Source organism: Aeribacillus sp. JST-2 (assembly GCF_056032925.1).
Genome location: NZ_JBVVUU010000034.1, coordinates 1 through 25946, shown reverse-complemented (window position 1 = coordinate 25946; position 25946 = coordinate 1). Strand labels below are relative to the sequence as shown.

The window sequence follows — 25946 nt, the reverse complement described above, 5'->3', positions numbered from 1 at the left end:
GTGATTGACACCCCCGAATCATACCAAGAGGGCTTTTTTTATTCAAGTCCCCGAAAAAACTTCTAACAGGAATGCTCCTAAAATAAATTTTGGTTCGCCAGCCAAATTTATCTAGCAAGGAGGGCATCTTTTTGACCTTTTCGCACCAGTAACTCTTCTCCGCATCGCTTAAATTTTGTTTATACTCCATGGTAACATTCCCCTTTTCTAATTAAATTTTTCCAAATAATAAGAACTTGTCAGCTACACTATATAAAGAAAAAGATAAACCCATAACCACAACTGTTCATAAAAAAATTTATAAATGTACATGATCACATGCATACAACTCGCCCAATATACAGGTAATTAAAATCACTAAATCCTTTTTTGAACGCTCTATACAGGTATTCCTTAATACGTTTAAATAATCTCCTTTTTTCAAGTGATACAATTTTGCTTTTCAAAGAATCTGGTTCGATGATTTTCATATTAGTAATCGACATTTCCACAAAAACCACCCCGATTGTATAGTAATTTTGGAAGGTTTCCCGTATTCACTTTGTTGCTTTGTGTCCTCCGTTTATAATTCCTAAAAGCCGGTATTGATTCGAGAAATACCGCCAAGTATTTTGCATAATGAAAGATAGATAGGGTTCCTCTGAAATGGATTTTATATACATACACAAAGAAGCATTAGCATCATGACGGTTCGCTTGGTTATAGAAGGCAGATAAAAACCCACCTAACATTTGTAATAAAATTCTAGAGGAAAGTGTTCAAGTATAAATCAACAAAAACGAAACGGTAGGCGCTCGCCATCCCCCTTTTGGGACGTTCACCCTATAGCGTCAACCATGCCGGGCGTACAAATAAAACCATCCAATAAGCATTGGATGGTTTACTTCGTTAATTCATCTACTAATTTCCTTTGATTGAACCCTAAAATTTTCGAGAAAAGAGGAGTTTACAATTGATATAAGTTATAAAGCTGTAAAGAATTTAATGGAACGATACAATAAATCAGTCGATGATGTGGATATGATTATCGTCTACATTAACTCTTGATTTTAAAACTCCAAGTGTAGCTTCCTTAATCCAATCAAGGTTAGGTATTAAGAACACTGGAGCTATTGATTTAAACGCTGCTTGTGCAGGATTTACTTATGGATTACATGTAGCAAATGGATTGATAACATCTGGTTTAAATAAGAAAATTCTTGTTATCGACTTAGTAAAAAATACAAAATTCCCCACTATTTTTTAGCACGGATCAAATGAACAATTTATTTTTCTTGCCATAACATACGCCAGTAATTCTCAATTCGATTGAATGTGTCATCGGCACGCTGTGCAACAAAATCTCTTGCCAATTGGTAATCTATATCCCTTGGTGAGATGCCTTTCGTAGCAAATGAAAGCAGTTGTTCTTTTGCTTTTGCAAGCACTCCAGACAAATCTTCTTCATTTTGAATGCTCTCAAACATTTCTTGATAATTTTTGATGACTGATTCAATTTCTGCTTGTGTATATACCGTTTTCCCAAGTTTATTCGTCATGGACAGCTCACGGCTTTGTTGGTATGTTAAAGGAGCATTTAGTGACCTGATTTTGGCTCGTGCTGCGATGAATCGCTCCTCTACCGATTGGTGATTTATGGCTATTTTCGTATTGTGGCGGACATAATCTTGAATCAGTTGATCAAATCCTTTTTTTACATCACCGCTTAAAAACGTATCACTGAAGTATTGAAGTGCAGCTGTTGAAGAAGCCAATTCAAGATGGGCTTCATAAGAATGCTGTTGTTCTTTACTAATTCCAAAAAGGCTAATCCCTAGATATGGCGACAAACTATCTACTCCGTCCGTTATGTGTTGTAAGATGGATTCTACTTTGTTTACTTCTTCATTACTTAGTGAATCAAAGTATTTGGATTCATATAAATATTGGCTGAACACAAGCCATTGATCCTTTGGCCGATAAGAGAAAATATTAGAAGGGTCAACGTTTTCTACGTGAAAAAACTTTTCCATCGGTATGGCCATTAAGCCTTGAACTTGTTTGATTTCATCCGAAATCGTAAGTTTATAGGCTTGTCCATTTCGGATGACTTCCACTTGTTGTCCGGCCAATGGATTTTTGATTTCGTGTACGGATGGCATTTTGGCACTATTTCGAGCAACTATTGCTCCGATATATCCAAAATCAATTTTCACGGTTATTCCCTCCTATTCTAAATAATTAATGGAAGGCAATGGTTCCACTTTGCTTGCATAGTAAAAATTCAATGCACTAAAGAAATGTATTGATTTACCTGTTTTTAAATCGACAATTAAGATATGATTATCGTCAGCTTCCAGTCTGCGTGGTGTTTCCTTGCCTAAAGTATCAACAAACGAACTATAGTAGTACGGGTTTGGATCAGATTGATATTGTGATTTGTGGTACGTGAAAAACGTACCTACATCCAGATATACTATAATTGCAAAATTGGAACTTGCAGAATTCATGTTTGGATTGGTCATCCGCATAGCTTTTCGCGCACCAATAGTCACCAAAGTGAAAATTAAAGTGAAAACAGTACATTCATTATTTATTATCGGTTTTTTTAAATAAATAGTTAAATGATTATAAGGAAAAATTTGAAAAATCCATAAAAATGGTTCATCACCATAATTTGGGGTTGTTAATAGAAAAAATATTTTTCCATGTACATGTATAGGTAAGAAAAAAACGAAAAACTCTAGCATCGTCATTGTTGAATAGACAAACCACGATAGGAGTTTTCGCTTTGTACAACTAGTTCACCATCTTTTTTTACGATTTCCATGCCTTCTAATGAAGAGCCTGCTGTTTTTCCTGTTCAAGCAGCACCTGAATGCATTCTTTGTCCCTTTTGCTTTTGGAAAACCTATCCCACGATAAAACACTTCGAAGTTTTCGTCATAGTTATGCTTGGCATAGCAGTTGTACAGATATAAATAATTGTTTCAAATATATCTTTAGATACCTGAACCCGTGTGTAAGCGTCTAGTTAAATGTTACAGTTTCTATGGGTAAAATATTTCTCGGGGCGTTCATCCGAGGTTGATTGGGAGATCTTTGGATGTGTGGAAACAACCCCCTTTTGGAAGGTTAAAACTGGACGAAAAAGAGAAGGCGCTCTATCATAAAATGTACGCTTGCTGGCGAATACATTTAGAAAGAGGCCTTCTCATGGAAAAAATGTATAACAGGAATGCTTCTGACAAAAATTCAGGAGGTTTACTGCCTAGTTAGTTTATACAAATAAACTTAATAATAGTACAAATGCTAATCCAGATACCGAAATAACGGTTTCCAGCAACGTCCATGTTGCAAAAGTTTCTTTCATGCTTAAGCCAAAATATTCTTTAAACATCCAGAAACCAGCATCGTTAACATGTGAAGCGATTAAACTGCCTGCTCCAGTCGCAAGCACCACTAATGCAAGGTTTGCGTCCGATTGACCTAACATTGGAATTACCAAACCAGCAGTAGTCATGGCTGAAACGGTAGCAGAACCTAAAGCAATACGTAAGATAGCAGCGATGATCCAAGCAAGTAAAATTGGTGATAAACTCGTGTCTTTAAATAATTCCGCTACATAGTCACCGACACCACCGTCAATCAATACTTGTTTGAAGGCTCCACCGCCCCCAATAATTAAAAGCATCATCCCAATATGCGAGATTGCTGTTGTACAAGAGTTCATGATTTCTTTCATTGGAATCTTTCTCGCTAATCCCATTGTGTAAATAGCCACTAACAGCGAGATCAACATTGATGTAGAAGCATCACCAATAAAACGGATTGCTGCTAGAAAACCGTTATCTGCAAATCCTAATGTTTTTTGAAGCAGTGTAATAATGGTTGCGATTGACATTAATATAACAGGAAGCATGGCAGTAAATACGCTAATTCCAAATCCAGGCGTGTCTTCAAGTTTAAAAGTCTTTTGTTCACCTAAAGAGGAGATGTTACCTGTTTTCATAAAAGATTTAGGGACAAGTTTTTTCGCGATTTTTGTAAATAAAGGTCCAGCTAAAATAACAGTTGGAATGGAAATAATAAAGCCGTAAAGTAAAACTTTTCCAATGTCCGCCCCGTATTCACCAGCAATAACAGTTGGTCCTGGGTGCGGTGGCAGAAATCCATGTGTCACCGATAAAGCAGCTACCATTGGAATACCAAGATACAAGATTGAAAACTTTAATTCTTTTGAAATAGCAAAAACAATAGGTATTAATAATACTAGTCCTACTTCAAAAAATAACGCAACACCAATAATGAATGAAGCCGCAACGACAGCCCATTGAATATTCTTTTCCCCAAATTTGTTTACAAGCGTCATGGCAATACGCTGCGCACCGCCGGAATCTGCAATTAATTTTCCCAGCATTGCGCCAAGTCCAAAGATTAAAGCCAGGTGGCCAAGCGTTCCGCCCAATCCAGCTTCAATGGTTTTAACTACTTGTTCGAGAGGCATTCCAAGTGCTAATGCAACACCAAATGATACGATAATTAATGAAACAAATGTATTTAATTTAAGTCCCATTATTAAGATTAATAATGCGATAATTCCAATAGCTACAATGATTAATGGCATTTTATTTCCTCCTACTGTTCATTTTGTTGTGTTGGTGAAGTTTCTTTGATAATTCGAAATCCGTGTATAATCTTTTTCCAAAACTCTAGATAAATTGATAAAAATTGGAAGTAATTGACGATATTCCTTTACAGCTTCTTCATTCGGTGTATGTTTGTAAGTGCTTCCAATCATTTGTGAAACAATGTCAAAAGAGTCGATTTTTCCGAGGGCATATAAGCCGAGTATGCAGGCACCGAGACAGGAGCTTTCATAGCTTTCTGGAACGACAACCTCAGATTCGAAGATATCAGCCATCATTTGGCGCCATACCTCTGACCTTGCGAAGCCTCCCGTCGCTTGAATTCGAGTCACAGGGCTATCCATGCATTCGATTAATGCTAAAAATACCGTGTATAAATTGAAGATAACGCCTTCTAAGGCAGCACGAATCATATGTTCCTTCTTATGTGATATTGTTAAACCAAAAAATGATCCACGGACATCGGGGTTCCATAATGGTGCACGTTCACCTGCAAGGTATGGATGGAACAACAGCCCCTCTGCACCTGGCCGTACTCGTTCAGCAATCTTGGTTAATACTTCATACGGGTCAATTCCTAATCTTTTCGCTGTTTCAATTTCAGATGAGGCAAATTGGTCTCGTATCCAGCGAAGGACGATTCCGCCATTGTTGACAGGTCCGCCTATTACCCAATGCTTTTCCGTTAGAGCGTAACAGAAGATTCTCTCTTTTTCGTCTGTTTGTGGCTTGTCAATAATGGTTCGAATCGCACCGCTTGTTCCAATGGTAACAGCAACTTCCCCTTTTTTGATGGCATTGACGCCTAAGTTGGAAAGTACGCCATCACTTGCGCCGATGACAAAAGGAGTCTGCGGATCGATGCCAATCTGTTTCGCTAATTCTGGATCGCAGTTGCTAAAAATTTTAGTCGTTGGAACAAGCTCAGATAACTGGGAGTGAGTGATACCGGCGATTTTGAGTGCCTCTTCATCCCAATCTAGTGTTTTGAGATTCATCATGCCCGTGCATGAAGCGAGGGAATGATCGACAATATATTGATTAAAGAACTTTTTAAAAATGTACTCTTTAATTCCAATATATTTTTTCGTTTTGATAGCGATTTCAGGCCGTTCATTCACGATCCAAGTGATTTTGCTTAATGGTGACATAGGATGAATCGGTGTCCCAGTTCGTCTATAAATTTCATGGCCATTCATTTCGTTTTTAATTTTATGTGCCCATGCTTCGCTGCGATTATCTGCCCAAGTGATACATGGCGTTAGCGGCTGATCATTTTCATCCATCGCAATGACGCTATGCATAGCACTGCTGAAAGAAATAAACGAAATCTTTTTTTGAGGATGTTGTTTCGTTATATTTGAAATTGCTTGTAAGACAGCTTGGAAGATCTCTTCCGGGTTTTGCTCCGCTGTCGATATATTTGGTGTGTAAAGCGGATAACCGATATTCTCCTTTTGAATCACTTCGCCCTTGTCTGTAAATAAAACAGCTTTGGTGCTTGTGGTACCTATATCGATACCTAACATGTAGCTAGTCATTTTCTTGTTCTACTCCTTTAGAAAGCATTTGTTGCGATCTCCATAGATCTTCAACGGAATCTTGGACATCATCAAAATTTTGATGAAGCGATTGAATCATCATGTCTCTATCTTTTGTTTTAATGGCTTCAACGTATAGCTCATGATTTTTTATAATTCGTTTAAAGTCGTCGTATTTATCTCTAAAACGGGATCGCATCGATAGCAGAATGAAGCTTTCCATAACGGGTTTTAGATTATCCCAGATCATCCGAATGTAGGAATGATTAGCAGCACGAATAATCGTTTCATGGAATAAAACATCTTGAAAAGAGAATTCATCAGCGTCCCGATATTTGATTGCAACTTTCATCATTTCAAGAATTTTACTTAGTTCTCTTACTAACTCACTGGTGTCCGTTTTTACAAGACGTTCAAATACAAACGTTTCTATGAGTAAGCGTACATCATAAATTTCTTGTATTTCTTTTTCTGTTAAACCAATCACAACGGCTCCCATTCTTTCTAAACGAATGATATTTTCAGATGCTAATACTTTTAATGCTTCGCGAACAGGTGAACGACTGACATTAAAGTCGGCAGCTATTTTATTTTCAGATAAAATAGTACCGCTTTCAATTAAGCCGGAAATAATTCGCATTCTAAGTTCATAGGCTACACGGTCTCCAGCGGAAACTTTGGAAAGCCACTTTTCTGGATACAAAAGTTCCTTTGACTCGCCCATAAATTCACCTTCTTATAGAGTTCAAGTATACTTGTATACAAGTATTATAAATGGGAGTTTTTATTTATGCAAGCGCTTTTATAAAATGTTTTTTTCAAAAAATATATCCGGTTTACAAAGGTTTGGAAATTTCGATAGGCGATGAATTGAAATAAAAAGTATGTTTTTTTCTAAAAAAACTATAAAAATTTTTGTATACGCATTTGTTCATATTGAAAAAGGGGAAAGGGACTTTTTTGAATGCCTGTAAATGTCAAAATAAGAATGCACAATTTTGACTGTATAGTGATGTACAAAAATGATTTTATGGATAATTATGTTATTAAGTGGTGGATAGTAATAACTTGACATGGATCCTCTGTAGCCATGATTCTTTAGCCCAGCACCAGCTTCAACAGTTTTGGCAAAACCAAAAAAGGTTATCATGGCTCCTCCTCCATGTATAGCCCCATTGCATATCACTGCATAAGGATTTTGCAATTCTCTGCACTTTTATTTTGCAAAAAACAGCACATTATTTGTAATAGAAGAAAAGTATTAGAGGATATTTCCAATTTTCAACCCCATACAAAAGAAGTCAGGAAGACGATGGATAAGATCGATACGGCAATTGGTGATGCTATAAAAAACGGTAAAGGCTCTATTCCGCATGCAAATTCAGATTACGTTATCCCAACAGTCAATATTGAATGTAAACCTTCCAAATATTTAAAGTCCGGAATGGCTGTACAACGCCGCCAGCTTGAGCAAAATTTCAAAATATTTGCTTCCCGTACCACTGCTGATTTAGACCCCACTCTATTTCATCTTCAGCTTGCAGCTAGAAATGCAGTTGATTTACTGAAGCACAAATGGCAATCAAAATCATACACTCGGGAGTGAATCAATTCCATTTGTTTCTTTTGATAATCAAATTCGGGAAAGCCTGTTCCACGCGTACTCATGCCACTTTTGATACATCCTGATGACGGCTTCCTCGAGCCAGCCGGTATGGCGTTGGTAAGGGGTGAACAACTGCGTTTGAAATTCCCCGTTTCGGTCTCTTGGGACCAAAAGGCCTTCAATACGACCATACTGTGTATCTAGGTTTCGATGGTAATAGCCGTTTCTTCTATTCGACGTTCCCCTCTGTTCGATTTCGAGGAAACTCTGAATTTCTTCCTTCATGATCAACTCTAATTTTTCCTTTACAAACTGACGAATGGCGTTTTCCAGTTGATTGACCCAGTCTAAATTCGGTATACTTTTAGACATAGGTAGGGTTCTCCTTTCTCTGGAATTTTGGTCAAATCAGAGAATACCCTACCTTTTTCTTTTGGTCTAGCCAAATGCTTGACACAATCATCAACAATCCTTTCTGATATTCCATGATTGCTAAAAATTTTCCTTCAGGTTACAATATTTCGTTTCTTCATTTTATGGTATAATCATTTTCAAATTCAAAAAAGGGTTTGATAAAAAATGGATTTAAATTCGGCTGATCGGGAGCAGATACTGTCGTTTTTGAAAAAAATAATTGTTGAAACATTACATGATCAATCAGTAAAAGTCTATCTGTTTGGTTCGTGGGCTCGTAAAGAGGAAAAGAGGACATCCGATATTGACATCGCTCTTTCTGCAGATTCAGCTATTCCGATTTCTAAGTGGGTGGAACTTCGTGAACGAATCGAGGAATCGCCATTACCGTACAGAGTAGATCTTGTCGATTTATCTAAAGCCGATCAGGCTATGAAAGAAAAAGTGAAAAAGGAAGGAATTTTATGGAACGGTTGAAGGAACGTATTCAACTTGCTTTAAAAGCTCTTCGTGCTTTCCAAGAGGTTTTGCTCCTAGAGAATCCAACGGAAGTTGAACGGGATGCAGCTATTCAGCGATTTGAGTTTAGTTTTGAAGCTTGTTGGAAAGCAGTAAAACAATTTTTATATGATAAAGAAGGAATTGATGTCGGTTCACCTAAAGGAGTAATTCGTTCAAGCAGGGAAATTGGAATTTTATCTGATGAGGAAACGATCATTGCATTAAAAATGGTAGATGATCGGAATTTGACAGTTCATACATACAATGAAGAGCTAGCTGTTGAAATTTTTGGCAATCTTCATAAATACTATCAACTTCTCTATAACTGGATTATCCGTATAGAGAAGAGAGAATATTAAATATAGTTGGAAGAGTAAAATTCCGTTAACGATGTATCGTTGTTTTTTAAGATTGGCATTTGCAGTTCGCCCACTCAATTTTCTATGCCTGGAAAGAATTATGAACATCGTTTTATATTGAACAGATTTTCCCTATCTTTTCTCAAACAATCGATTGTTTATCGTCAATACCGAATACATGCATTCGGTATTGACTTGTGTAAATGAAATTTGCTTCATCGGTACCGGCGGTATTCGGGAGAAAAGCGGAAAAACGGCTCTACCGGTCGGGTCTGAAGGATCGGCTGACAATAAGGATCCGGTTTTTGCTTTATTTTGTTTTTTGATTAAGCCAATTCCCGATTTCAGCCGTCGGTTCCACATTCACTTTATCATTCCCCGGGGGCGCCTTAATAAAAAAAATAACTGTGCCGGGTTGTGACCGTTGAGCATATTTAATGCCTGGGGGAGTTACATAGAAATCGCCTTTTTGAAAGGTGTACAGTTCTCCTGTTTCCACATCTAAATATTCCGTTTTTCCGCTGATAATGTATTGATATTCATAAGCTTGCGTGTGGTAATGCGGCAATTCACCCATAAAATCATCGTATGAAGTGATTCCGATTTCCAGTTTGTCGTCTTCTATATATGGAAGTGTTTGCGGGCGTGATAATTGGCCGACAAAATATTGCCTTGTCGTCTTTTCGAGCGATTTTTAATTTGTTCGCTTGGAATGACTAATATTTTTTTATTTCCTTCACGAATTGACAAAGTTTTCGCCCCCTCGTTTTTGATAGTTCTAATGTTTCTTTTGTTTTTTGGCGCCTGTTTCTCAGTTTAAACTTCTTTCTTCGAATATGAAAAAAGGGACGAATGCAAAAATCTCGTCCCGTAGGGAGTTGCTCTGATACATTTATTACCATCTTCAAAAAGTAAACAAAGATCCCCTTATGCCACTGCAACTGTTTTTTAATGGAATCTAGTGGCATTCCTCGTTGGGCTTCGTAATAAACTCAATGAGATTTTGAATTTTTCTCGATTTTACACTTGCAAGACCGGTTGAAAAATCACTTGAATGTTCTTTCATGCAATAGATATACGTAAATTATACGATGACACAATATCGTTTAATGGCTCGCTCATGTCGGATTCGATATCGATCGAAGCGTAATGTTTCTTTCGTTTGCCGAAAGTAGCTTTCGATCGACCAGCGTTTCGCATAGTATTCAAGAATAGCCTGATCGCTCAGTTTTTGTGTCTGTACTTAAAAAACAACGAAAATGCTCGCTTGTCATCGGTTGATCGGTTTTCCAACAAAACAATACCACCGCATTTGGAATGTCGTTCATTGCCCCTTCGTAGCGATACACTTGATACGTTTCCCCTCCCACGGTCACGAGGTGGGGATCGGGAAACATCGATGTAACGGGCCAATTCTTTGGCGGATTGACGAATTCCTTGTGGATACAGGGTGCGGTTGGTTTTCAGTGCTCGCGATGACATACCTCTTTTCGTTAGGCACGTTTCAATGAGCGATTTCGATGTATACCCAGAATCAAACAGTACATAGACACGATGGTTCCACTTTTCTTGCTAACTGTTGTAAGCATACTTTTCCGCGTTTGCATCAAAGAACAGGTCCTTAGGGTTATCAAAATTTCAAAAAAAGACAGCATTTTTAACTACAATCGGCATCCTCATAACAAAAATCCCCAATTATGAAAACTCAATTTAAACAATTTCCATTACCTAGAATTTTTTACAAAAAACAAGTTACAAGTACTATAAAATGTAATATAAAAACCATAAATAACCAATTTCGGGATTCCAAAATACTGGTTAAATGGAATCATATACCACCAATGTTCTTAAGAAAAAATCATAGATTCGAGATAATTTTGGGTGAAAAGTACTGTGAGAAATTTGGCGCCTTTCATCGGGCGTTTGACGGTTTTTCCAACTATTGATAAATACATTTATAGGAAAATATTTATTAAGCATTCGATACTATTTAAAGAAACGAATGCCACAAAACTATTTTGAAGGAGATGGATATTTTGGCAGGACAAATTCGAATGACCCCAGAGGAGCTAAAAGCGAAGGCGCAGCGTTATGGGCAAGCCGGTTTACAAATTGAGCAAATTTTAAGAGATTTAACAAATTTACAAAATGAACTTCGTGCTGAGTGGGAAGGCCGCGCTTTCCAAGGATTCGATGATCAATTTAATCAACTAAAACCGAAGGTGCAAAACTTTGCACAGCTTATGCATGATATTAATACGCAATTGAATAGAACAGCGGAAGCGGTAGCTCAACATGATGAGCAGCTTTCACGCAATTTTGGGCTTCAATAATCAATCCGCATTGACTTCATGTCTAATATCGGGCTTAAATGGTTGGACGACTTCCGTGTTGTCAATAAGGCCACGCGACAATGTTGTGTGGCTTTTTCTTAATACATAAATAAATACTTTCGGAATGGATGATGCAAGACAAAAACGAGGCGTTGGCAAGAATACTGCGCCCTTTAGGACGTTTGCCCGGCTTGTTTTTCATCCCAACATATCTGTATGTCATTCACATAAAAGGGGGTGAATGCAGTGAAGAGATTTGTGCTCAATTCTTTTATGTTTCTTGGACTGGCGCTCATGCTTTCCTCGGGAAGTTCCTACCTGGCATTAAACCAAGCAGCGAAAAGTACAAATGATGATGAGCAAAAAATGACTGTTGCTTTAGTGAATGAAGATCAAGGCGGCACCTTTAATGGCAAAAAGTACGCATTTGGCAATGAATTTGTGAAAAGTATTGAAAAAGATAATGACCATGATTGGTATGTTGTCAGCCGCGGTGTTGCTGAAAGCGGCTTTAAAAACAATTTATACAACATGATCATTATCATTCCAAATGATTTTACGCAAAAAGCTCTTTCAATGAATGAAAAAAATCCGGAGAAAATCACTTTAAACTACAAAATTAATGCTTCTGGCAACAGCAGCATGAAAGCCCGGGCGGAAAAAACGGCAAGTTCCATTTTAGAGGATTTTAATCGTCGAATTATTGATGTTTACTTCGCCAGTGTAATAGGAAATTTACAAGAGGCACAAGACAATGTTGCTGAACTTGTCAGGAAGGAACGGAATCATACCAATATATATAATCATGATATTCATCAACCATTATCTGGTTTCACTAATCAGTTTGCGACAGTAAAGGATCAAACAAAGGTATCAACCGATGCTTTCAAAGGTCTGGAGGATATCTTGCAAAATTACCAGAGCACCTTTGTTGAAGGGGCAAAAGCAACAAATGCTTATCAAACAAATTTTTTAGATTTCCAACAAATGAAGAATGCTCATGAAACTTTGGCAAAAGGTTTTGCAGATCAACTAACCGCATTCGACAGCAGTCTAAACGCTGCAGACGTTCAGCAAAATATTAACCGATTAGTTGAAACCAATCAGGCCATTTATAATCAGTTCCATTTCAATTCCATGGAGAACCAAAATATTTTCTTGAAGTCTGAAGCGCTGAAGATGTCGTTAAAATCAACATTGGAAACAATAGACAGCTATGAGCAAGAATTAACGAAAAAGCTGGAAAATGAAACAGAGGAAAACATCGCTAAAAAATTAGCGGAACAAATGAAAAACGGTGAGGAAAACAGTTATGTTTCATTGAATCAAATATTTGATACTCCCGATAAAATTGTCCAAAAAACGATGAAAAGCCAAATTGATAAACTTCCAACATTAATACTGGAAGAAATTGATAATTTAAACATCGATGAGTCGGTGAAGGGCGACATCAAAACGGTTATCAAGGTGACAAACCAATTTAATCGGGAATTTCAATACCAACCGCAAAATCCCAATGGAACGGGACTTCCTTTATCAGATTTAATAAACAAAGTGAAAAAGGATTTAACTGAATCAGGGACCGTTTTTTCAGACAATGCCGCAATTCAAGGCGGAAATATGAAGAGCCAAACGATAAATGTGGCAGTTCCTGAACTTTTTCGCATTCATGAAGTGGCATTGACACTTCCTAATGGGCAAACAAATGTTTTGAAAGTGGATGGAGATCAAAGCAACGTTACATTCGATCTTCCTGCCACTGAAAATGGTAATATGACAGTCAACATAAAATTGAGCTTGAAGGACGAAAATGCGCAAATTGATTTATTTCAGCCAGTTGCATGGGAATGGAAGATTATTCAAAAGCATAAACATACAGAGGTGCGAGGGCCGTCTGATCCATCTGATCCATTGCCACCAGAAGAGCAACAGCCTGATCCTGAAGCTCTAAATATGAATGAAAACCATAATTCAAAATCAACACAGGGCGATTCAAGTGATGTAAACACAAATGAATCTCCTGTTGAAAAAGAAGATATGAACAATGTTATCTATCATAAGGTAATGTCCCAGCTTATCAGTGATCTGGCTAATATTTCCATGAAAAGCCTTAATGAAACGATCAGAGATTATCAAAAAACAGCGATGTTATATGAATTATATTTTGGGAAAAGTATTTCCGATTTAGCCAATGGATTGGAACAACAGAGCCTAGAGGATATGGCTGCAGAGGATTCTCTTTATTACCTGTTCCATAAGCAAGATATTGTAGAAGCCATATCTGACTATATGGCCGGGAAAATAACTGAAGATGTCAGAGCTGAAACGGAAGACCTTAAAAATAAGATAGCAGGTTATAAGCAGCTGATTCAAGATACTCAAAATCGTTCCGACGAAATGGCTTTATTAGTCCAACAAGCGACGAAACAAGCAGAAGAATTGAATCATGGCATTACCAATACATTACAGCAATTGGAAGCATGGCGGGAAGCCAGTTTGAAGCTACAAAACGCAAATAATGAGATACAAGCCGGTCAGAATAAAGAACAAAGCGCCGTTCTGTCCTTAGACGATCAGCTTCAAACATTGCTGGCAGCAAGTCAATCGTTGGCTGATCAATCTGAAAATGCATTGATTTCAACTGACAGCGTCTATAAAACTTTTGATGCAATTGATAAACAGGCTGACAATATTGTAAACAGCGGCGACACATTAGTGAAAAAGGCTCAAAAGCTTTCGAATGATATGACCAATAAGCTGTTAAAGGATCAAGAGTTTGCTGATAACTTTGGACAAGTGTTAGCCAACAGCCGTATAGGCGACCGTCCAAATGAAAACTTGTTGAATTTTCTATCAAATCCGGTGCAGACAAAAAACAGCGAAGTGATCATGGCTAAAGATACCTTTATCCCTTATTATTTGGTGTTAATCTGTTTTATTTTGGCTTTATTCACGGCATACGCCATTGCCACGTCTGAAAGAAAAAGATTGATAAAGGATGATTTCTCAGAAAACAGAACATTGGTTTGGAAAAATCATCCGATCACATGGTTGACGGCGGGAATCGGGGTTATCGAGGGAATCATCATCGGTTTGCTGTCGAGTTCTTTTATCGATATTCCGCAAGAAAAATATTTTCAATGGATTGGCCTAATCACCCTGATTATGTTAACCATGGTGCTGGCAGGAGCTTATTTGTTAAGACAGCTTAAAATGATCGGGATGTTTTTACTTCTTGGCATGTTAAGCCTTTATGTATTGTTGACAGAAACACTTGGACTGAATTTCGACAAACAGTCTTTGGCATCTACATTGCAAGAATTGTCGCCACTGCAATATATTGAGAAGCTGCTATTAGGTTTTGTTGACGATACAAAGTACGATCCATTGATCATCACTATATTAGTGGGAGCAGCATTTTTAAGTCTTGTCGGACATTTATTTGTCATAAATGGGCTTACTCAAAATAAGGAGGCAGAGGATGAAGCGGCTGATCCGAATTAGTATTTTAGTTGCTGCAGCTATAGGCGTCCAGCCTTTACTTTCTGCACATTCGTTGGCAGATGAACATTTGGATCACAATGGGAAGCTTGATTTACAAGTAGATCGCATCAGCGATGACATAAAAACACAAGAATCCCAAAGTGAGAGTGAAACTGAACTGGAAAAAATCGCGCCCGGTTTGTTTAAAAAACAAACTCGGGCTGCGGTCCAAAAAAAGCAAAAAGAGCTGGATCATGCAGTGAATCATCTAAAAGAAGAAATTTTTGCCGATTCGGTGGCGAGCGATGCAAAAACAAGCTTTTACGATGCGAAAAAGACATTATTTTCACAACATTTTTTTACGCAGCATTCTTCTCCCGCTAGCCAAAGCACTGCGGATCGTGCAGAGAAAAAGGAAAGGGTAAATCAGATAGCCATTGGATTTCTGAGCGGATTTGCTGTTATGTTGGTCGGCGGAATTTTGGCTCTTATAAGAAAAATAATGGAGTAAAGGGGAGGTCAGGAATGCCCGTTGAAACGCATATCAATGTTACCGTTGATTTTAGTAAATGGGGGAAAGGCCAATATGATGTGAGGATACCGGCACATCAACCGATAAAACAGCTGCTGTCGAACTTGAATGAATCTTTAAGGCTCGAACTCCCTAATTATTCCCTTTTTGCGGTAAAAATCCCGACTAAAGAAATTTTACTGGCGGATGACGACCAGATTAGCGAGTTCCCAGTGGCAAATGGAGATATTTTACTTGTTTTATAGAACAAGAACCATGCTTTTTATTATAGCCTGTGTAACGTTGAAAAGGAGTCAGAAATCATGAAGGAAAAAACAATTAAAATGGATTCCGTGTCTTATCATTTTTTTATTGAAAACAATCAATGGAAATTAGAACTGGCAAAATCGCAGACCCGCGTGAAAGATATTCGTGAATTGGCTCTGATGAAGGAGAATACAGACCAGTTTGTTCCGGTAGAAGTGGGGGACGGGGAAGACGTTCTCACTTTCCAATTTCTAGTTGATTCCAATATGAACCATTGGGAAACCATTCAAAGCTTGGGGCGAAGTGACAAGTTGCGATTGCTGTGCAATCTGGCCCGTTTCAGAAAAATTTTAGATACGCGAATTACGTTCTTCCTGCATCCACATAATCTCATATTTGACGATAATCTCATACCTTTTTTGGTGTACAGAGGCATTCGCCAGGTGCTCCCCCCCTATGAGATCAACGACGAAACCTTCCTGCTGCAATATAAGTGTTTAAGTATCGCCCTATTTTCAAAAAAATATCATTTCGATGAACTATATGCAGGTTCATGGAAAAATGCAAAAGATACCGAGTTTGAACGGCAAATCAGTGAAATTGATCATTTTGATGACTTTGTTGAGTTTTTACACAAACAGTATCGCAAGGAAAAGCGCGAAACAGAGAAAAATATGCAAATCGTTCCAAAAAAAAGATTTCAGCTATTTAAACGTTTATCCATTGCCATGATCGCAGCTGCAGTCATTTTGGTTGTCCCTGTTGTATACTTCGGCTTTTTCAAGTTGCCGTTTCAGCAGCACCTTTTGGAAGCGCATAGGGCTTTTTTAGCCATGGATTATTCAGAAGTCATTTCAGATCTAGAAAGTGTCAATCCTGAAAAATTGCCCGATTCGGGAAAATATATATTGGCCTATTCGTATGTTAAATCCGAAAATCTGGGCGATGAAGAAAAAGACACCATTATGAATAATATTAGCTTAAAAAGCGATCCTAACTACTTATTGTATTGGATTTACAATGGCCGCGGAGATTTGGATAAATCACTTGATTTAGCGATGTATCTCGATGATCCGGTGTTAATCATGTACGGCTATATTAAAAAAATTGAGAAGGCAAAAAATGATCCAAACTTAAGTGGAACCGAACGGCAAAACCGGGTACAGCAATATGAAGAGAAGTTAAAATCGTATGGAGAAAAATATGGTCTGAAATCTTTGTTTGTGGCGGATCCGGAGGAAGCCAATCCAACTGAAGAAACAGGTGGATCCTCGCCGGCAGCTGCAGAACAACAAGCAACCGATCAAGCAAAGGGGACACAGACAGATCGAACTGAGAAAAAGGTTCCTGATCAAAACCAAACAGAAGAAACGAAATAAGGGGATCTTGCCTGCATTTATGAGCGGCTATCATTTGAATGGTTCAGCTGATTTTAGTTTTAAAGAATTAAACGTTACGCTTCATGTACCCAAATCATTTCGCTTACTGGAAAAAAAGGCATGCGTCTTTCTTAATTGCATGTAGAGAGGGAGAAAGAGATGGCACAACGATTATTACTGGTGAGATATGATAAACAATTGCATAAATGCCATTTACATGACCATGAACCGAAAAGAGTATCAATCGGCGGCCAATGGTCTGACACCATTACCTTTCACGGTTTATCCGACACCATTTGGGTGAATTGGAATGGTGAAACTTGCAAGGTTGAAAATAAATCATTCATAAATGGTGCCATTTCATTACAGATAAACAATATTCCGCTGGAAATATACCTTACAGAACATAATGATTGGCACTACTACGATATTTCCAATAAATTGAACATTACCTTTGGCAAAAATTCGTATGATGATGTGCAGATTCCCAATACTGCTATTGATTTCGTATTGTTCCGTGATCAATTGGGAGACTCTTTTCAAATGGCTGTCTATCAGGGCCATGTCTATCATAACTATACACTCGTGGATGGAGAAGAAGTGAAGCTTGAAGCGGGGGATGAGCTTTTTTTTGCCGGTGTAATGGTCAGAGTGACCAAAGATCGTTTGGAGATATTGGCCTCCGAACCCTATATATCTAAATTGGTGCCATTATATAGCGCACAAAGCAAGTATAACGCGGATTATCCTAATTATCACCGTTCACTGCGCATTATTTACCGTGTTCCGGAAGATAAACGGAAAATTGCTAAACCATCCAGCAAGCCAAGCAAACCGAGTGAACAACTTGCCCGTGTCATTGTTCCGCCGCTAGTCATGATTGCAGCCTTCGTACTCGTTTCCTTTTTTCAGCGAAGCGGCATTTATTTAATTGTGATGCTGTCTATGACGATTGTCACAGTTATTTTTTCCATCACCTCTTATGTGAAAAGCTTGCGGCAATATCGATTGGATATGAAAGAACGGGAGGAGAGCTACCGGGATTATTTGAAGCAAAAAACACATGAATTGTATCAAGCAAGTGAAGAACAGCGCCATGCCTTAAACTATCACTACCCAAGTGTGGAGCAAATCCGTGATATGGCCTTAAGGATAGACTCGCGGATTTACGAAAAGACGAGGTTTCACCATGACTTTTTAATGTATCGCGTTGGAACAGGGACAGTGGATGCCAGCTTTGACATCGAATTCAGCATGGAAGAATTTACACAGGATAAAGATGAACTGGTCGAGGAGGTGCGCAGCCTTCGATCACAATTTTTAAAATTGCATGATGTTCCGATTGTAACGTCCTTGTTAAATGGGCCTGTGGGATATATCGGTCAGCGCCGTCTTGTGTTGGAACAGCTGCAAATGCTCGTCATGCAAGCAGCCTTATTTCACAGTTATCACGATGTTCAATTTGTGACGATATTCCCGGAGGAAGAAAAGCAACAATGGGCTTGGATGCGCTGGCTGCCGCATGCCAGTTTGCGTGATTTAAATATTAGAGGTTTTATATACCACGAGCGATCTCGCGACCAGGTTCTCAATTCGCTCTATCAAATTTTAAAAGAAAGAAAATTAACAATTGATGAGAAAGCGAACAAAAATGAGAATATCTATTTTTCACCGCATTTTGTCATTTTTATTACAGATGAAAAGCTGATTTTAGACCATACGATCATGGAGTTTTTTAATGAAGATCCAATCGAACTTGGTGTTTCGCTCGTGTTTGTGGAAGATGTCATGCAGTCATTGCCTGAGCATGTAAAAACGGTGATTGATATACGCGATGCCCACTATGGCAACATCATTATCGAAAACGGCGAATTGGTAAACAAACGGTTTGTTCCAGATCACTTCCCGGACGGTTTTAACAAAGAAGACATTTCCCGTGCTTTGGCTCCTTTAAACCACCTGCAAAACTTGAAAAATTCCATTCCGGAAAGCGTGACTTTCCTTGAAATGTACGGCGTGGAAAAGGTTGAGGAGCTCGGGATTGAAGAACGCTGGGCACGAAACGAAACATATAAAAGCCTGGCAGTACCGATCGGACTGCGGGGAAAAGAGGATATTGTCCAGTTGAACCTCCATGAAAAAGCGCACGGACCGCACGGGCTGCTCGCCGGGACGACGGGTTCGGGGAAATCTGAAATCATTCAATCTTATATTCTCTCGCTTGCCGTTAATTTCCATCCGCATGAAGTTGCATTTTTGCTGATCGACTATAAAGGCGGCGGGATGGCGAATCTGTTTCGGAAGCTGCCGCACCTGCTCGGCACCATCACAAACCTTGACGGTGTCCAGTCGATGCGCGCGCTTGCCTCGATCAAAGCCGAACTAAAGAAGCGCCAGCGCTTGTTTGGAGAGCATAACGTCAACCATATCAACCAATACCAGAAGTTATATAAAACGGGCGAAGCGAAAGAGCCGATGCCGCATTTATTCCTGATCTCAGACGAATTTGCCGAACTGAAAGCGGAGCAGCCGGATTTCATGAAAGAACTTGTCTCGACCGCCCGCATCGGTCGTTCGCTCGGCATCCATCTGATATTGGCAACGCAAAAACCGAGCGGGGTTGTCGACGATCAAATTTGGTCCAACTCGAAATTTAAACTGGCACTCAAAGTCCAAAACACAAGCGACTCGATGGAAATTTTAAAAACACCGGACGCCGCTGAAATCACCTTGCCGGGACGCGCCTACCTGCAAGTCGGCAACAATGAAATTTACGAACTATTTCAAAGCGCATGGAGCGGCGCAAATTATGTTCCGGATCAGGAGGACCAAGACCTTTTGGACACGACGATTTACGCGATTAACGAGCTTGGCCAATATGAGCCGATTTCTCAGGATTTAAGCGGCCTTTCCAACCGCAAAGAAATAGTAAAAGTCCCGACTGAACTCGAAGCTGTCGTCGACTGGATCAACGCCTACGCTGAAAAAATCGGTGTGGAAGAATTGCCAAGACCGTGGCTGCCGCCGTTAGAAGAGAAGATCTATTTAACGGAGCTGCATCAAGTAGAATATACAGAAGCTTGGTATCAAGAGAAGCAAGGGCTTGAAGCGACCATCGGCTTTTTAGATTTGCCGGAAATGCAAGAGCAAAAGCCATTAACCTTGAATTTGGAGAAGGATGGACATTTAGCTGTTTATTCCAGCCCAGGCTATGGGAAATCAACCTTTTTGCAGACTTTGGCAGTGGATATTGCCAGACAGTATAACCCCGAAAGAGTTCATATGTATTTAATCGATTTAGGAACTAACGGTTTGTTGCCATTGAAAGATTTGCCCCATGTCGCCGACACCATTATGGCGGATGACGAAGTGAAAATGGCTAAGCTTATTCGCCGCTTACGAAACGAGATGAAGGAGCGCAAGCAGAAATTAAGTAAATACGGAGTTGCCAACATTCGCATGTACGAAAAGGCAATCGGCGAAAACGTTCCGGCGATTCTACTCATAATCGATACGTATGATTCCGTTTTAGACTCTTCTTATAAGGATGATTTTGAGAATATGGTCGCGCAAGTTGCAAGGGAAGGCGTCAGCGTCGGTATACATCTTGCCATCAGCGCAGGAAGGCAAAGCGCGTTAAGAGCGCCTCTCCTCGCCAATATTAAACATCAGATTGCCTTGTTTATGATAGATGCTACAGAAGTTCGCAATATTGTAGGGAGAACGGATTTATCGATTGAGGAAATACCAGGCCGCGGCCTAATTAAATTGGATCAGCCAACTGCTTTTCAAACAGCTTTGCCTGTAAAAGGCGAAGATACGCTGCAAATCATTGAGGGAATCCAAACGGAGAGCAAAGGTATGCGTGAAGCGTGGAAAGGCAAAACGCCGGCTCCAATTCCAATGGTTCCAGAAGTGGTTGAATTTTCTGCATTCATTAAACATCCGAAGGCAAAAGATATGTTGGCGTCGGGAGGCATTCCATTTGCAGTGGATTTTGAAGAAGTAGAACCCGTGGCACTACAGGTTGTCGAAGACGAAAATACATTGATTTTAGGAGAAATGGCTGATGCAGTGGAACAAACGTATTTAACTCTTCTATCCAGCATTTCGCTCAATGAGCATATTGATGTTGGTTTATTGGATAATGCTGCAGCAGCATTCCAACTGTATCAAAACCATGTCAATTTGTATGCGGATAATGGAGATTCAATGGATTTGTTTGTAGCCAAAATTCAAGAACTATATGAGGCAAGGGAAAACGCATTTCGCCAAATCCAATCGGAAACGGATGGGCGAGCGACCATACGCGATTTTAAGAACCAAATCCGTCCGCTCGTTGTTTTAATCACCGATGCCTCCTTTGTCGTTGAAACGATGTCGGCGCTGTCGCAGTCAACGCTTGCAAAGCTGATGGAAACGGGAGCAAGGCTTGGAATCTATTTCATTATTGGCGGAATCCCGGGAAGAATTGAAAGAATGTATGATGACATTTCCACTATGATCAAAAAACAAAAAACGGGTGTGTTGATTGGCAGGGTTGCCGACCAAAATATTTTGGAAGTGATGAATCGGCCGTATAAGGAAAAGAACCTGCCGCTTTACGAAGCTTATTATATCCGATATGGAAAAGCGGTAAAAATTAAAATCGCCGCGCCATATCGTACAAAGGAGGAAGTGAGCGAACATGTTTGATTGGTTCAAAACGGCGACGGAGAAAAAAAGAGATGATTACCATAAGCTTTACGAAAAACTTCATGATGCACTTTCGGATTATGATCAAAATGTTTTGGAAGCAGAAGGAATCTACGAAAGCTATGTAGGAAAAGCAGCTCATTTATCCAGCTCAGACATTCCATCAAACGACTTTGAACCTAAGCGGCAAGAACTCAATCAGAAGCTGAATAAATATTTCCAACTGGAAAAGCAGAAAAGAAGCTCTCTTGTGTCCGCCAAAAATAAGGCATACGAAAGATACATTTACTATAAAAACTTAGCCATTAAAGAAGCGAGGGAGAGAGCGGAAAGAGAACGGAAAGAAAGGATGGAGCGGTTATATGGGAAGCGTTAAAATCAACGGTGCCAAAGTAAATGAAGCGAAAGAAACGGCAAAAGCGCTTGAAGAGTCGATTAGAAACACGAAGAACACATGCAGCCAATTAATTTCCTATATTCACTCGGCGGGGTGGAGTGGAAAATCACGAGACGCATTTCTTACCTATCTCGAGATTATACACAAATATCATCAAGAGATGGAAAAGGCTGCAGCGAAACAGACAAAAGCCCTGAATAATTTGGAAAGTTATTTCCATGACTTTTTGAACGATCCATCAGTTAAAGAAGTGAGAAACTTATGAACGTTGCTCGCGATGCTTTTAACGTACCGGAATTATATTTGTTGGCTGCGGCTTTTGGATGCAATACGATATTCGGCCTCCCGGATAAACAAATTTACCAATTAAAGGGAGAAGAAGTTTTTAAAGAAGCTCACGAACGCTTAAAAGAAAAACAAATATTAGATTCTGCCGGCAAAATCACAGAGGCGGGGGCCTTGGTCATTCAAGCACTGGAACATTATGCTCAAAGTGAAAAATATGTGCGAATTAATAATTTAATGTTTGCTTTCTTCGAGAAAACAAATGACAAGCTGATCGTTTTGGTGGAACTAGAAAATAACTTATACCAATTAAGGATCATGGCCAAAGCTTTTGTTCTCAAATTGCTAAGCGAACAGTTTCCGTTAATGTCAAGAGAACCGGCGCCGCTTGAAAAAACTTTTTTAAAGCGTGAACTAACCCATGAAGAAAGGCGAGAAGTAGAAAGTTTCGAACCGGAAAAAATGTTTATGGATCTTGAATTCTTTCATATGACTGAACGGCCGATGGAGCCTGACAATCCGAAATTCTATCAGCAGTGGATGATTTTTACGAAAGATCAAAATCTGATTATGGTGGATATCCCACAAAAGAAATACTACCATGCAAGCCAATATTGGTTTCTGAAACTGCTCTTTGACGAATTGGAATTTCCTTATAAGGAGGCAAAAGCGCATGGCTAACGCGAATATGGGCGGAGGAGGATCCGGCACCATTGATGTCAATCCGGATGAAATCACGACTGTTTTTAATTATTTGAACAGAATTCTTTCGGAATTAGAGGAAACGGCAATTCCCAATATAAAAAAACTAAGCAGCCTTGATTACTATACGGCGGGCAAGGCGATGAAAGCGATGGCTGTATACGATGAAGCGAACGAAAAGATCATGGATTTGTACGATCATTACAGTCGTGCAGCAACGTTAGTAATGGACATTTTATTAACCATGATGGAAGTGGACCAACAAATTGCGGAACAGATTATAGCAAAATTGGAGGTATAATCGGATGGATGTCAAATATATACCTTCCGAATGGGAAAGGACCAAGAAAGGCATTGGCGATCTGATCGGCCTTGGCGCATGGGGCAAAGGCATGATCGACAATTTGAAAGATATCAGTGATCTTTTGGAAGACGCCCAATCAGACATCGCCAAATATGACAGCGACGGTGTCATCTCTTTCACCCACACGGACCGCAAAAGCCAATATCAACAATTATATGAAGATTATCTCGTCCTGCACCGCTTTAGCGGCCGTGTCGGAGATATTGTCGACCGTACCATCGATGAGCCGTTTTATCAAGATATCGATGCTTTTGTTGAAGCGATGCGCAACTTATCGATATCAGAGATCAAGACGAAAAACCACATCGGTGTTAAAGAAATAATCGTCGTTCCAGGAACTTATGGCACACAAGAGACGATCGAAGTGCCAAAAGCCGAGGTCGGACTAGAAGATCTGTTCAGCGGCAGCAACTACTATGCCAGGCTGATGGAACGGGAATACGCCTCATGGAAAGAACTGAATCCCCACCAGGACTTTTCGGAAAAAGAATACATAAAGAAGGCATTGAATTCCTACGCCTTTCAGTATGAATCGATCAAAGACGGGCAAATGAACAAAGAATTCTGGGGGCAAATAGCGGCGCTCGTCGTGATTGTCGGCGTCTCATTTGTTTGTCCGCCAGCAGGGATGGCATTGGGCATGGCCTATGGTACACTGGAATTAAGCTCGGCCGTTTCCGGAAAAGACTGGATTTCAGGGAGGGAACTGGGAACAGGCGAAAGAGTATTCCGCGGTGCCCTCGCACCATTGGATATCGTCCCTGGCGTCAGCGCGCTTTCTAGATTCAGCAGCGCTGCCCGCTTTTCACCTCTAAGAGAAGCAAGTGATCTTCAATTATTAACGGGGTTGAAAACGGACTTCCAGCAAAAATCACAACGTGCCTCCGACATGGTTGTCCATGCTGAAAAAGACATCGTTGCCCGCATTCGAAATGCGAAAGCATGGGCGAAGGAAATGCCTCAGCATTTGAAAACCGGCGCAGCAAACGGTGCGTTGCAAGTCGGCCGATTCGTAGACAACGCCATAACAAATCTGAAAAATGCGATCCCTGACCGGCAAATGGGATTCGCCATGGAAGGGGTTGGGGATGTTAAGGTTCCGGCGGAAAATACGCATGCGGTGGAGAATAAAATCCGGGCATACTTGAGTAAGGTCGATGGGGTGAATGTTGGGGGGAATAAAGTTAACAACGATGGCTTCGAATATAACATTAAGGATATGGGAACAGGCGAAAGTACTATAGATCCTAAATTAGAAAAATATGTTTGTGAATCATTTGAAGGTATAGGGAAAGAGGCACAAGATAATTTCAATAAATATCTCAGAGATAATGTTTGGTGTGATGAAACGTTATCTAATGCTGAAAAGATTGAAATTATGAAAGCTAACTTTAATAAGTTAACACCGGAACAAAAAATAAATTTTAATGTTTTAAATGATGTTAGAGTGATAAAAAATGCTGATTATTCTAATTGGGGAGAATGGCCAGATATTGACTGGCCAAGTTTTCCAGGTTTGAATAAAGATACTGCAATTGGTGTATTTAATAAAGAAACTGGAGAAATATTAATTCCAAGTGAATTAGATAGAATTGGAAGTCCTTTTGGTAACAATTTAGGTGTGGTAGAAAATGGTTATCATAGTACACAAAGTGAACGTTCTATTTGTTATATTGAAAATGAGTATGCGAGGAACACCTATTATTTTGATAAAACGTACTATAAAGATGCAATAGATGCTATTAAAAATTTTAGTATTGACCATCCAGAAGATTCTGTTAACAAAATAAATTCTATTATTGATAAATTAAATATAAAGAATGGAACAAATAATCCTCATATTACTGAAAATGTTATTGCCAATTGGTATTCTCAATATAAAGCTTTTCAATCAAATCCTGAATTGGTAGCTTTGTGTAAAGAAAAAGAAATAGACTCAACATATGGTGTTATGGGGGAAGCAGCTCCATGGGAAAAAAACGGTGAAATAATAACTACGGGTGGTGCGAAACAAATTAACACTCCAATAAATGTGAAAGCTTTAGAGGATATCGGTATATTACAAAATAAAGGAGGTTGGTAAAAAATGACACGAACTGAATATGAAAATAAAATAAAAGAGTTAGGCATAGATTTGGAAGAATTGAATATTGTTATTGGTAGAAAAACCAATGTACCATTTTCAACAGGTTGCTACTTAGAAGGTGATAATTGGATCTTATATAATGTGGATGAAAGACAAAATTTTTCAATTATCGAAAGGGGAAATGAGAATCAAATTTTCAAATTTTTATATATGATAACGATGGGAAAAATAGGTAGATAGAAAATAAACATTTTAATTTGACCGCACTACTTATCCAAAGCTTCTAAGCTATTCCATGTCGTTGAAATAAAATTAATAACTCAACTTTCGCACACAGAAATATTTAAGCATTGCTTGATATAATTAGGTATAGTGGCCAACCATTTATTCATTTG

The 25946-nt window shown here is 39.1% G+C and carries 24 protein-coding genes and 3 pseudogenes; 16 read left to right on the top strand and 11 right to left on the bottom strand.

Annotated features, from left to right (window positions below; all coding sequences use genetic code 11):
* Positions 1-190 (bottom strand): hypothetical protein (locus AC0KTX_RS13675; protein WP_474252676.1); only part of this gene is annotated, 190 nt, incomplete at its 3' end.
* A 749-nt stretch (positions 191-939) separates the two neighbouring features.
* Here AC0KTX_RS13675 and AC0KTX_RS13670 point away from each other — a divergent pair.
* A pseudogene (locus AC0KTX_RS13670) lies at positions 940-1207 on the top strand (ketoacyl-ACP synthase III); the annotation flags it as partial.
* 58 nt (positions 1208-1265) lie between these two features.
* Here AC0KTX_RS13670 and AC0KTX_RS13665 read toward each other — a convergent pair.
* The 5 genes and pseudogenes from AC0KTX_RS13665 to AC0KTX_RS13645 all read right to left on the bottom strand — a co-directional run bounded on the left by AC0KTX_RS13665 (position 1266) and on the right by AC0KTX_RS13645 (position 6893).
* A complete protein-coding gene (locus AC0KTX_RS13665; protein WP_474252675.1) occupies positions 1266-2195 on the bottom strand; it encodes a hypothetical protein in 930 nt (309 codons plus the stop codon).
* A gap of 12 nt (positions 2196-2207) precedes the next feature.
* Positions 2208-2480: pseudogene (locus AC0KTX_RS13660) on the bottom strand (hypothetical protein); the annotation flags it as partial.
* Positions 2481-3259: 779 nt separating this feature from the next.
* The gene (locus tag AC0KTX_RS13655; protein ID WP_474252674.1) at positions 3260-4606 is read right to left on the bottom strand and encodes a GntP family permease; all 1347 of its coding nucleotides are present in this window, start codon (positions 4604-4606) and stop codon (positions 3260-3262) included.
* An 18-nt stretch (positions 4607-4624) separates the two neighbouring features.
* Positions 4625-6169, bottom strand: coding sequence for a gluconokinase (gntK, locus tag AC0KTX_RS13650; protein ID WP_474252673.1), 1545 nt, complete (start codon positions 6167-6169; stop codon positions 4625-4627).
* Positions 6162-6893 carry a GntR family transcriptional regulator gene (locus AC0KTX_RS13645; protein WP_474252672.1) on the bottom strand — a complete coding sequence of 244 codons (732 nt, stop codon included), beginning with the start codon at positions 6891-6893 and terminating at the stop codon, positions 6162-6164. The genes gntK and AC0KTX_RS13645 overlap by 8 nt, the downstream gene beginning before the upstream one ends.
* A gap of 588 nt (positions 6894-7481) precedes the next feature.
* Between AC0KTX_RS13645 and AC0KTX_RS13640 the strand changes: the two genes are divergently transcribed.
* The gene (locus AC0KTX_RS13640; protein WP_474252678.1) at positions 7482-7775 is read left to right on the top strand and encodes a hypothetical protein; all 294 of its coding nucleotides are present in this window, start codon (positions 7482-7484) and stop codon (positions 7773-7775) included.
* 41 nt (positions 7776-7816) lie between these two features.
* Here AC0KTX_RS13640 and AC0KTX_RS13635 read toward each other — a convergent pair.
* Positions 7817-8147: pseudogene (locus tag AC0KTX_RS13635) on the bottom strand (transposase); the annotation flags it as partial.
* A gap of 207 nt (positions 8148-8354) precedes the next feature.
* On the opposite strand from AC0KTX_RS13635, the gene AC0KTX_RS13630 reads away from it, so the two are divergent.
* Positions 8355-8666, top strand: a complete 312-nt coding sequence (locus tag AC0KTX_RS13630) for a nucleotidyltransferase family protein (RefSeq protein ID WP_130158900.1) — start codon at positions 8355-8357, stop codon at positions 8664-8666.
* Positions 8654-9049, top strand: a complete 396-nt coding sequence (locus AC0KTX_RS13625; protein WP_063389150.1) for an HI0074 family nucleotidyltransferase substrate-binding subunit — start codon at positions 8654-8656, stop codon at positions 9047-9049. Before AC0KTX_RS13630 ends, AC0KTX_RS13625 begins: the two co-directional genes overlap by 13 nt.
* A gap of 310 nt (positions 9050-9359) precedes the next feature.
* On the opposite strand, the gene AC0KTX_RS13620 is transcribed toward AC0KTX_RS13625, so the two are convergent.
* From AC0KTX_RS13620 to AC0KTX_RS13605, 4 genes are all read right to left on the bottom strand, one after another.
* The gene (locus AC0KTX_RS13620; protein ID WP_474252671.1) at positions 9360-9626 is read right to left on the bottom strand and encodes a cupin domain-containing protein; all 267 of its coding nucleotides are present in this window, start codon (positions 9624-9626) and stop codon (positions 9360-9362) included.
* Between the two features lie 44 nt (positions 9627-9670).
* A complete protein-coding gene (locus AC0KTX_RS13615; RefSeq protein ID WP_474252670.1) occupies positions 9671-9799 on the bottom strand; it encodes a hypothetical protein in 129 nt (42 codons plus the stop codon).
* Positions 9800-10133: 334 nt separating this feature from the next.
* Complete coding sequence (locus AC0KTX_RS13610; RefSeq protein ID WP_474252677.1) at positions 10134-10232, bottom strand: hypothetical protein; 99 nt, start codon at positions 10230-10232, stop codon at positions 10134-10136.
* A gap of 22 nt (positions 10233-10254) precedes the next feature.
* Positions 10255-10398, bottom strand: a complete 144-nt coding sequence (locus tag AC0KTX_RS13605) for a hypothetical protein (protein WP_474252669.1) — start codon at positions 10396-10398, stop codon at positions 10255-10257.
* A 687-nt stretch (positions 10399-11085) separates the two neighbouring features.
* Between AC0KTX_RS13605 and AC0KTX_RS13600 the strand changes: the two genes are divergently transcribed.
* The 12 genes from AC0KTX_RS13600 to AC0KTX_RS13545 all read left to right on the top strand — a co-directional run bounded on the left by AC0KTX_RS13600 (position 11086) and on the right by AC0KTX_RS13545 (position 25791).
* The gene (locus tag AC0KTX_RS13600) at positions 11086-11382 is read left to right on the top strand and encodes a WXG100 family type VII secretion target (RefSeq protein ID WP_066249497.1); all 297 of its coding nucleotides are present in this window, start codon (positions 11086-11088) and stop codon (positions 11380-11382) included.
* A gap of 246 nt (positions 11383-11628) precedes the next feature.
* The gene (gene esaA / locus AC0KTX_RS13595) at positions 11629-14886 is read left to right on the top strand and encodes a type VII secretion protein EsaA (RefSeq protein WP_474252668.1); all 3258 of its coding nucleotides are present in this window, start codon (positions 11629-11631) and stop codon (positions 14884-14886) included.
* On the top strand, positions 14864-15376 hold the full coding sequence (gene essA, locus AC0KTX_RS13590; RefSeq protein WP_474252667.1) for a type VII secretion protein EssA: 513 nt from the start codon (positions 14864-14866) through the stop codon (positions 15374-15376). The genes esaA and essA overlap by 23 nt, the downstream gene beginning before the upstream one ends.
* Positions 15377-15390: 14 nt before the next feature.
* Positions 15391-15642, top strand: a complete 252-nt coding sequence (locus AC0KTX_RS13585; RefSeq protein ID WP_474252666.1) for an EsaB/YukD family protein — start codon at positions 15391-15393, stop codon at positions 15640-15642.
* A 57-nt stretch (positions 15643-15699) separates the two neighbouring features.
* Entirely contained in the window at positions 15700-17022 is a 1323-nt protein-coding gene (gene essB / locus AC0KTX_RS13580; RefSeq protein ID WP_474252665.1) for a type VII secretion protein EssB, read from the top strand.
* A gap of 159 nt (positions 17023-17181) precedes the next feature.
* Positions 17182-21717, top strand: coding sequence for a type VII secretion protein EssC (gene essC / locus AC0KTX_RS13575; RefSeq protein ID WP_474252664.1), 4536 nt, complete (start codon positions 17182-17184; stop codon positions 21715-21717).
* Positions 21710-22093 carry a chorismate synthase gene (locus AC0KTX_RS13570; protein ID WP_474252663.1) on the top strand — a complete coding sequence of 128 codons (384 nt, stop codon included), beginning with the start codon at positions 21710-21712 and terminating at the stop codon, positions 22091-22093. Before essC ends, AC0KTX_RS13570 begins: the two co-directional genes overlap by 8 nt.
* Complete coding sequence (locus tag AC0KTX_RS13565) at positions 22080-22379, top strand: WXG100 family type VII secretion target (protein ID WP_066249517.1); 300 nt, start codon at positions 22080-22082, stop codon at positions 22377-22379. The genes AC0KTX_RS13570 and AC0KTX_RS13565 overlap by 14 nt, the downstream gene beginning before the upstream one ends.
* Positions 22376-23080 (top strand): DUF5081 family protein, encoded by a 705-nt coding sequence (locus tag AC0KTX_RS13560; protein WP_474252662.1) that lies wholly within the window; start codon positions 22376-22378, stop codon positions 23078-23080. Before AC0KTX_RS13565 ends, AC0KTX_RS13560 begins: the two co-directional genes overlap by 4 nt.
* Positions 23073-23402: a hypothetical protein gene (locus AC0KTX_RS13555; RefSeq protein ID WP_066249523.1), complete on the top strand. Its 330-nt coding sequence runs from the start codon at positions 23073-23075 to the stop codon at positions 23400-23402. Before AC0KTX_RS13560 ends, AC0KTX_RS13555 begins: the two co-directional genes overlap by 8 nt.
* Before the next feature lie 4 nt (positions 23403-23406).
* Positions 23407-25548 (top strand): hypothetical protein, encoded by a 2142-nt coding sequence (locus AC0KTX_RS13550; RefSeq protein WP_474252661.1) that lies wholly within the window; start codon positions 23407-23409, stop codon positions 25546-25548.
* A 3-nt stretch (positions 25549-25551) separates the two neighbouring features.
* A complete protein-coding gene (locus AC0KTX_RS13545; RefSeq protein ID WP_066251013.1) occupies positions 25552-25791 on the top strand; it encodes a hypothetical protein in 240 nt (79 codons plus the stop codon).
* The last annotated feature ends 155 nt before the right edge of the window (positions 25792-25946 follow it).

Bases quoted from the DNA above. Each gene is read 5' to 3' on its own strand.
- AC0KTX_RS13655 (WP_474252674.1), bottom strand. From the start codon at position 4,606: ATGCCATTAATCATTGTAGCTATTGGAATTATCGCATTATTAATCTTA.
- gntK (WP_474252673.1), bottom strand. From the start codon at position 6,169: ATGACTAGCTACATGTTAGGTATCGATATAGGTACCACAAGCACCAAA.
- AC0KTX_RS13645 (WP_474252672.1), bottom strand. From the start codon at position 6,893: ATGGGCGAGTCAAAGGAACTTTTGTATCCAGAAAAGTGGCTTTCCAAA.
- AC0KTX_RS13640 (WP_474252678.1), top strand. From the start codon at position 7,482: ATGGATAAGATCGATACGGCAATTGGTGATGCTATAAAAAACGGTAAA.
- AC0KTX_RS13630 (WP_130158900.1), top strand. From the start codon at position 8,355: ATGGATTTAAATTCGGCTGATCGGGAGCAGATACTGTCGTTTTTGAAA.
- AC0KTX_RS13625 (WP_063389150.1), top strand. From the start codon at position 8,654: ATGGAACGGTTGAAGGAACGTATTCAACTTGCTTTAAAAGCTCTTCGT.
- AC0KTX_RS13620 (WP_474252671.1), bottom strand. From the start codon at position 9,626: ATGGGTGAATTGCCGCATTACCACACGCAAGCTTATGAATATCAATAC.
- essA (WP_474252667.1), top strand. From the start codon at position 14,864: ATGAAGCGGCTGATCCGAATTAGTATTTTAGTTGCTGCAGCTATAGGC.
- AC0KTX_RS13585 (WP_474252666.1), top strand. From the start codon at position 15,391: ATGCCCGTTGAAACGCATATCAATGTTACCGTTGATTTTAGTAAATGG.
- essB (WP_474252665.1), top strand. From the start codon at position 15,700: ATGAAGGAAAAAACAATTAAAATGGATTCCGTGTCTTATCATTTTTTT.
- essC (WP_474252664.1), top strand. From the start codon at position 17,182: ATGGCACAACGATTATTACTGGTGAGATATGATAAACAATTGCATAAA.
- AC0KTX_RS13570 (WP_474252663.1), top strand. From the start codon at position 21,710: ATGTTTGATTGGTTCAAAACGGCGACGGAGAAAAAAAGAGATGATTAC.
- AC0KTX_RS13565 (WP_066249517.1), top strand. From the start codon at position 22,080: ATGGGAAGCGTTAAAATCAACGGTGCCAAAGTAAATGAAGCGAAAGAA.
- AC0KTX_RS13560 (WP_474252662.1), top strand. From the start codon at position 22,376: ATGAACGTTGCTCGCGATGCTTTTAACGTACCGGAATTATATTTGTTG.
- AC0KTX_RS13555 (WP_066249523.1), top strand. From the start codon at position 23,073: ATGGCTAACGCGAATATGGGCGGAGGAGGATCCGGCACCATTGATGTC.
- AC0KTX_RS13550 (WP_474252661.1), top strand. From the start codon at position 23,407: ATGGATGTCAAATATATACCTTCCGAATGGGAAAGGACCAAGAAAGGC.
- AC0KTX_RS13545 (WP_066251013.1), top strand. From the start codon at position 25,552: ATGACACGAACTGAATATGAAAATAAAATAAAAGAGTTAGGCATAGAT.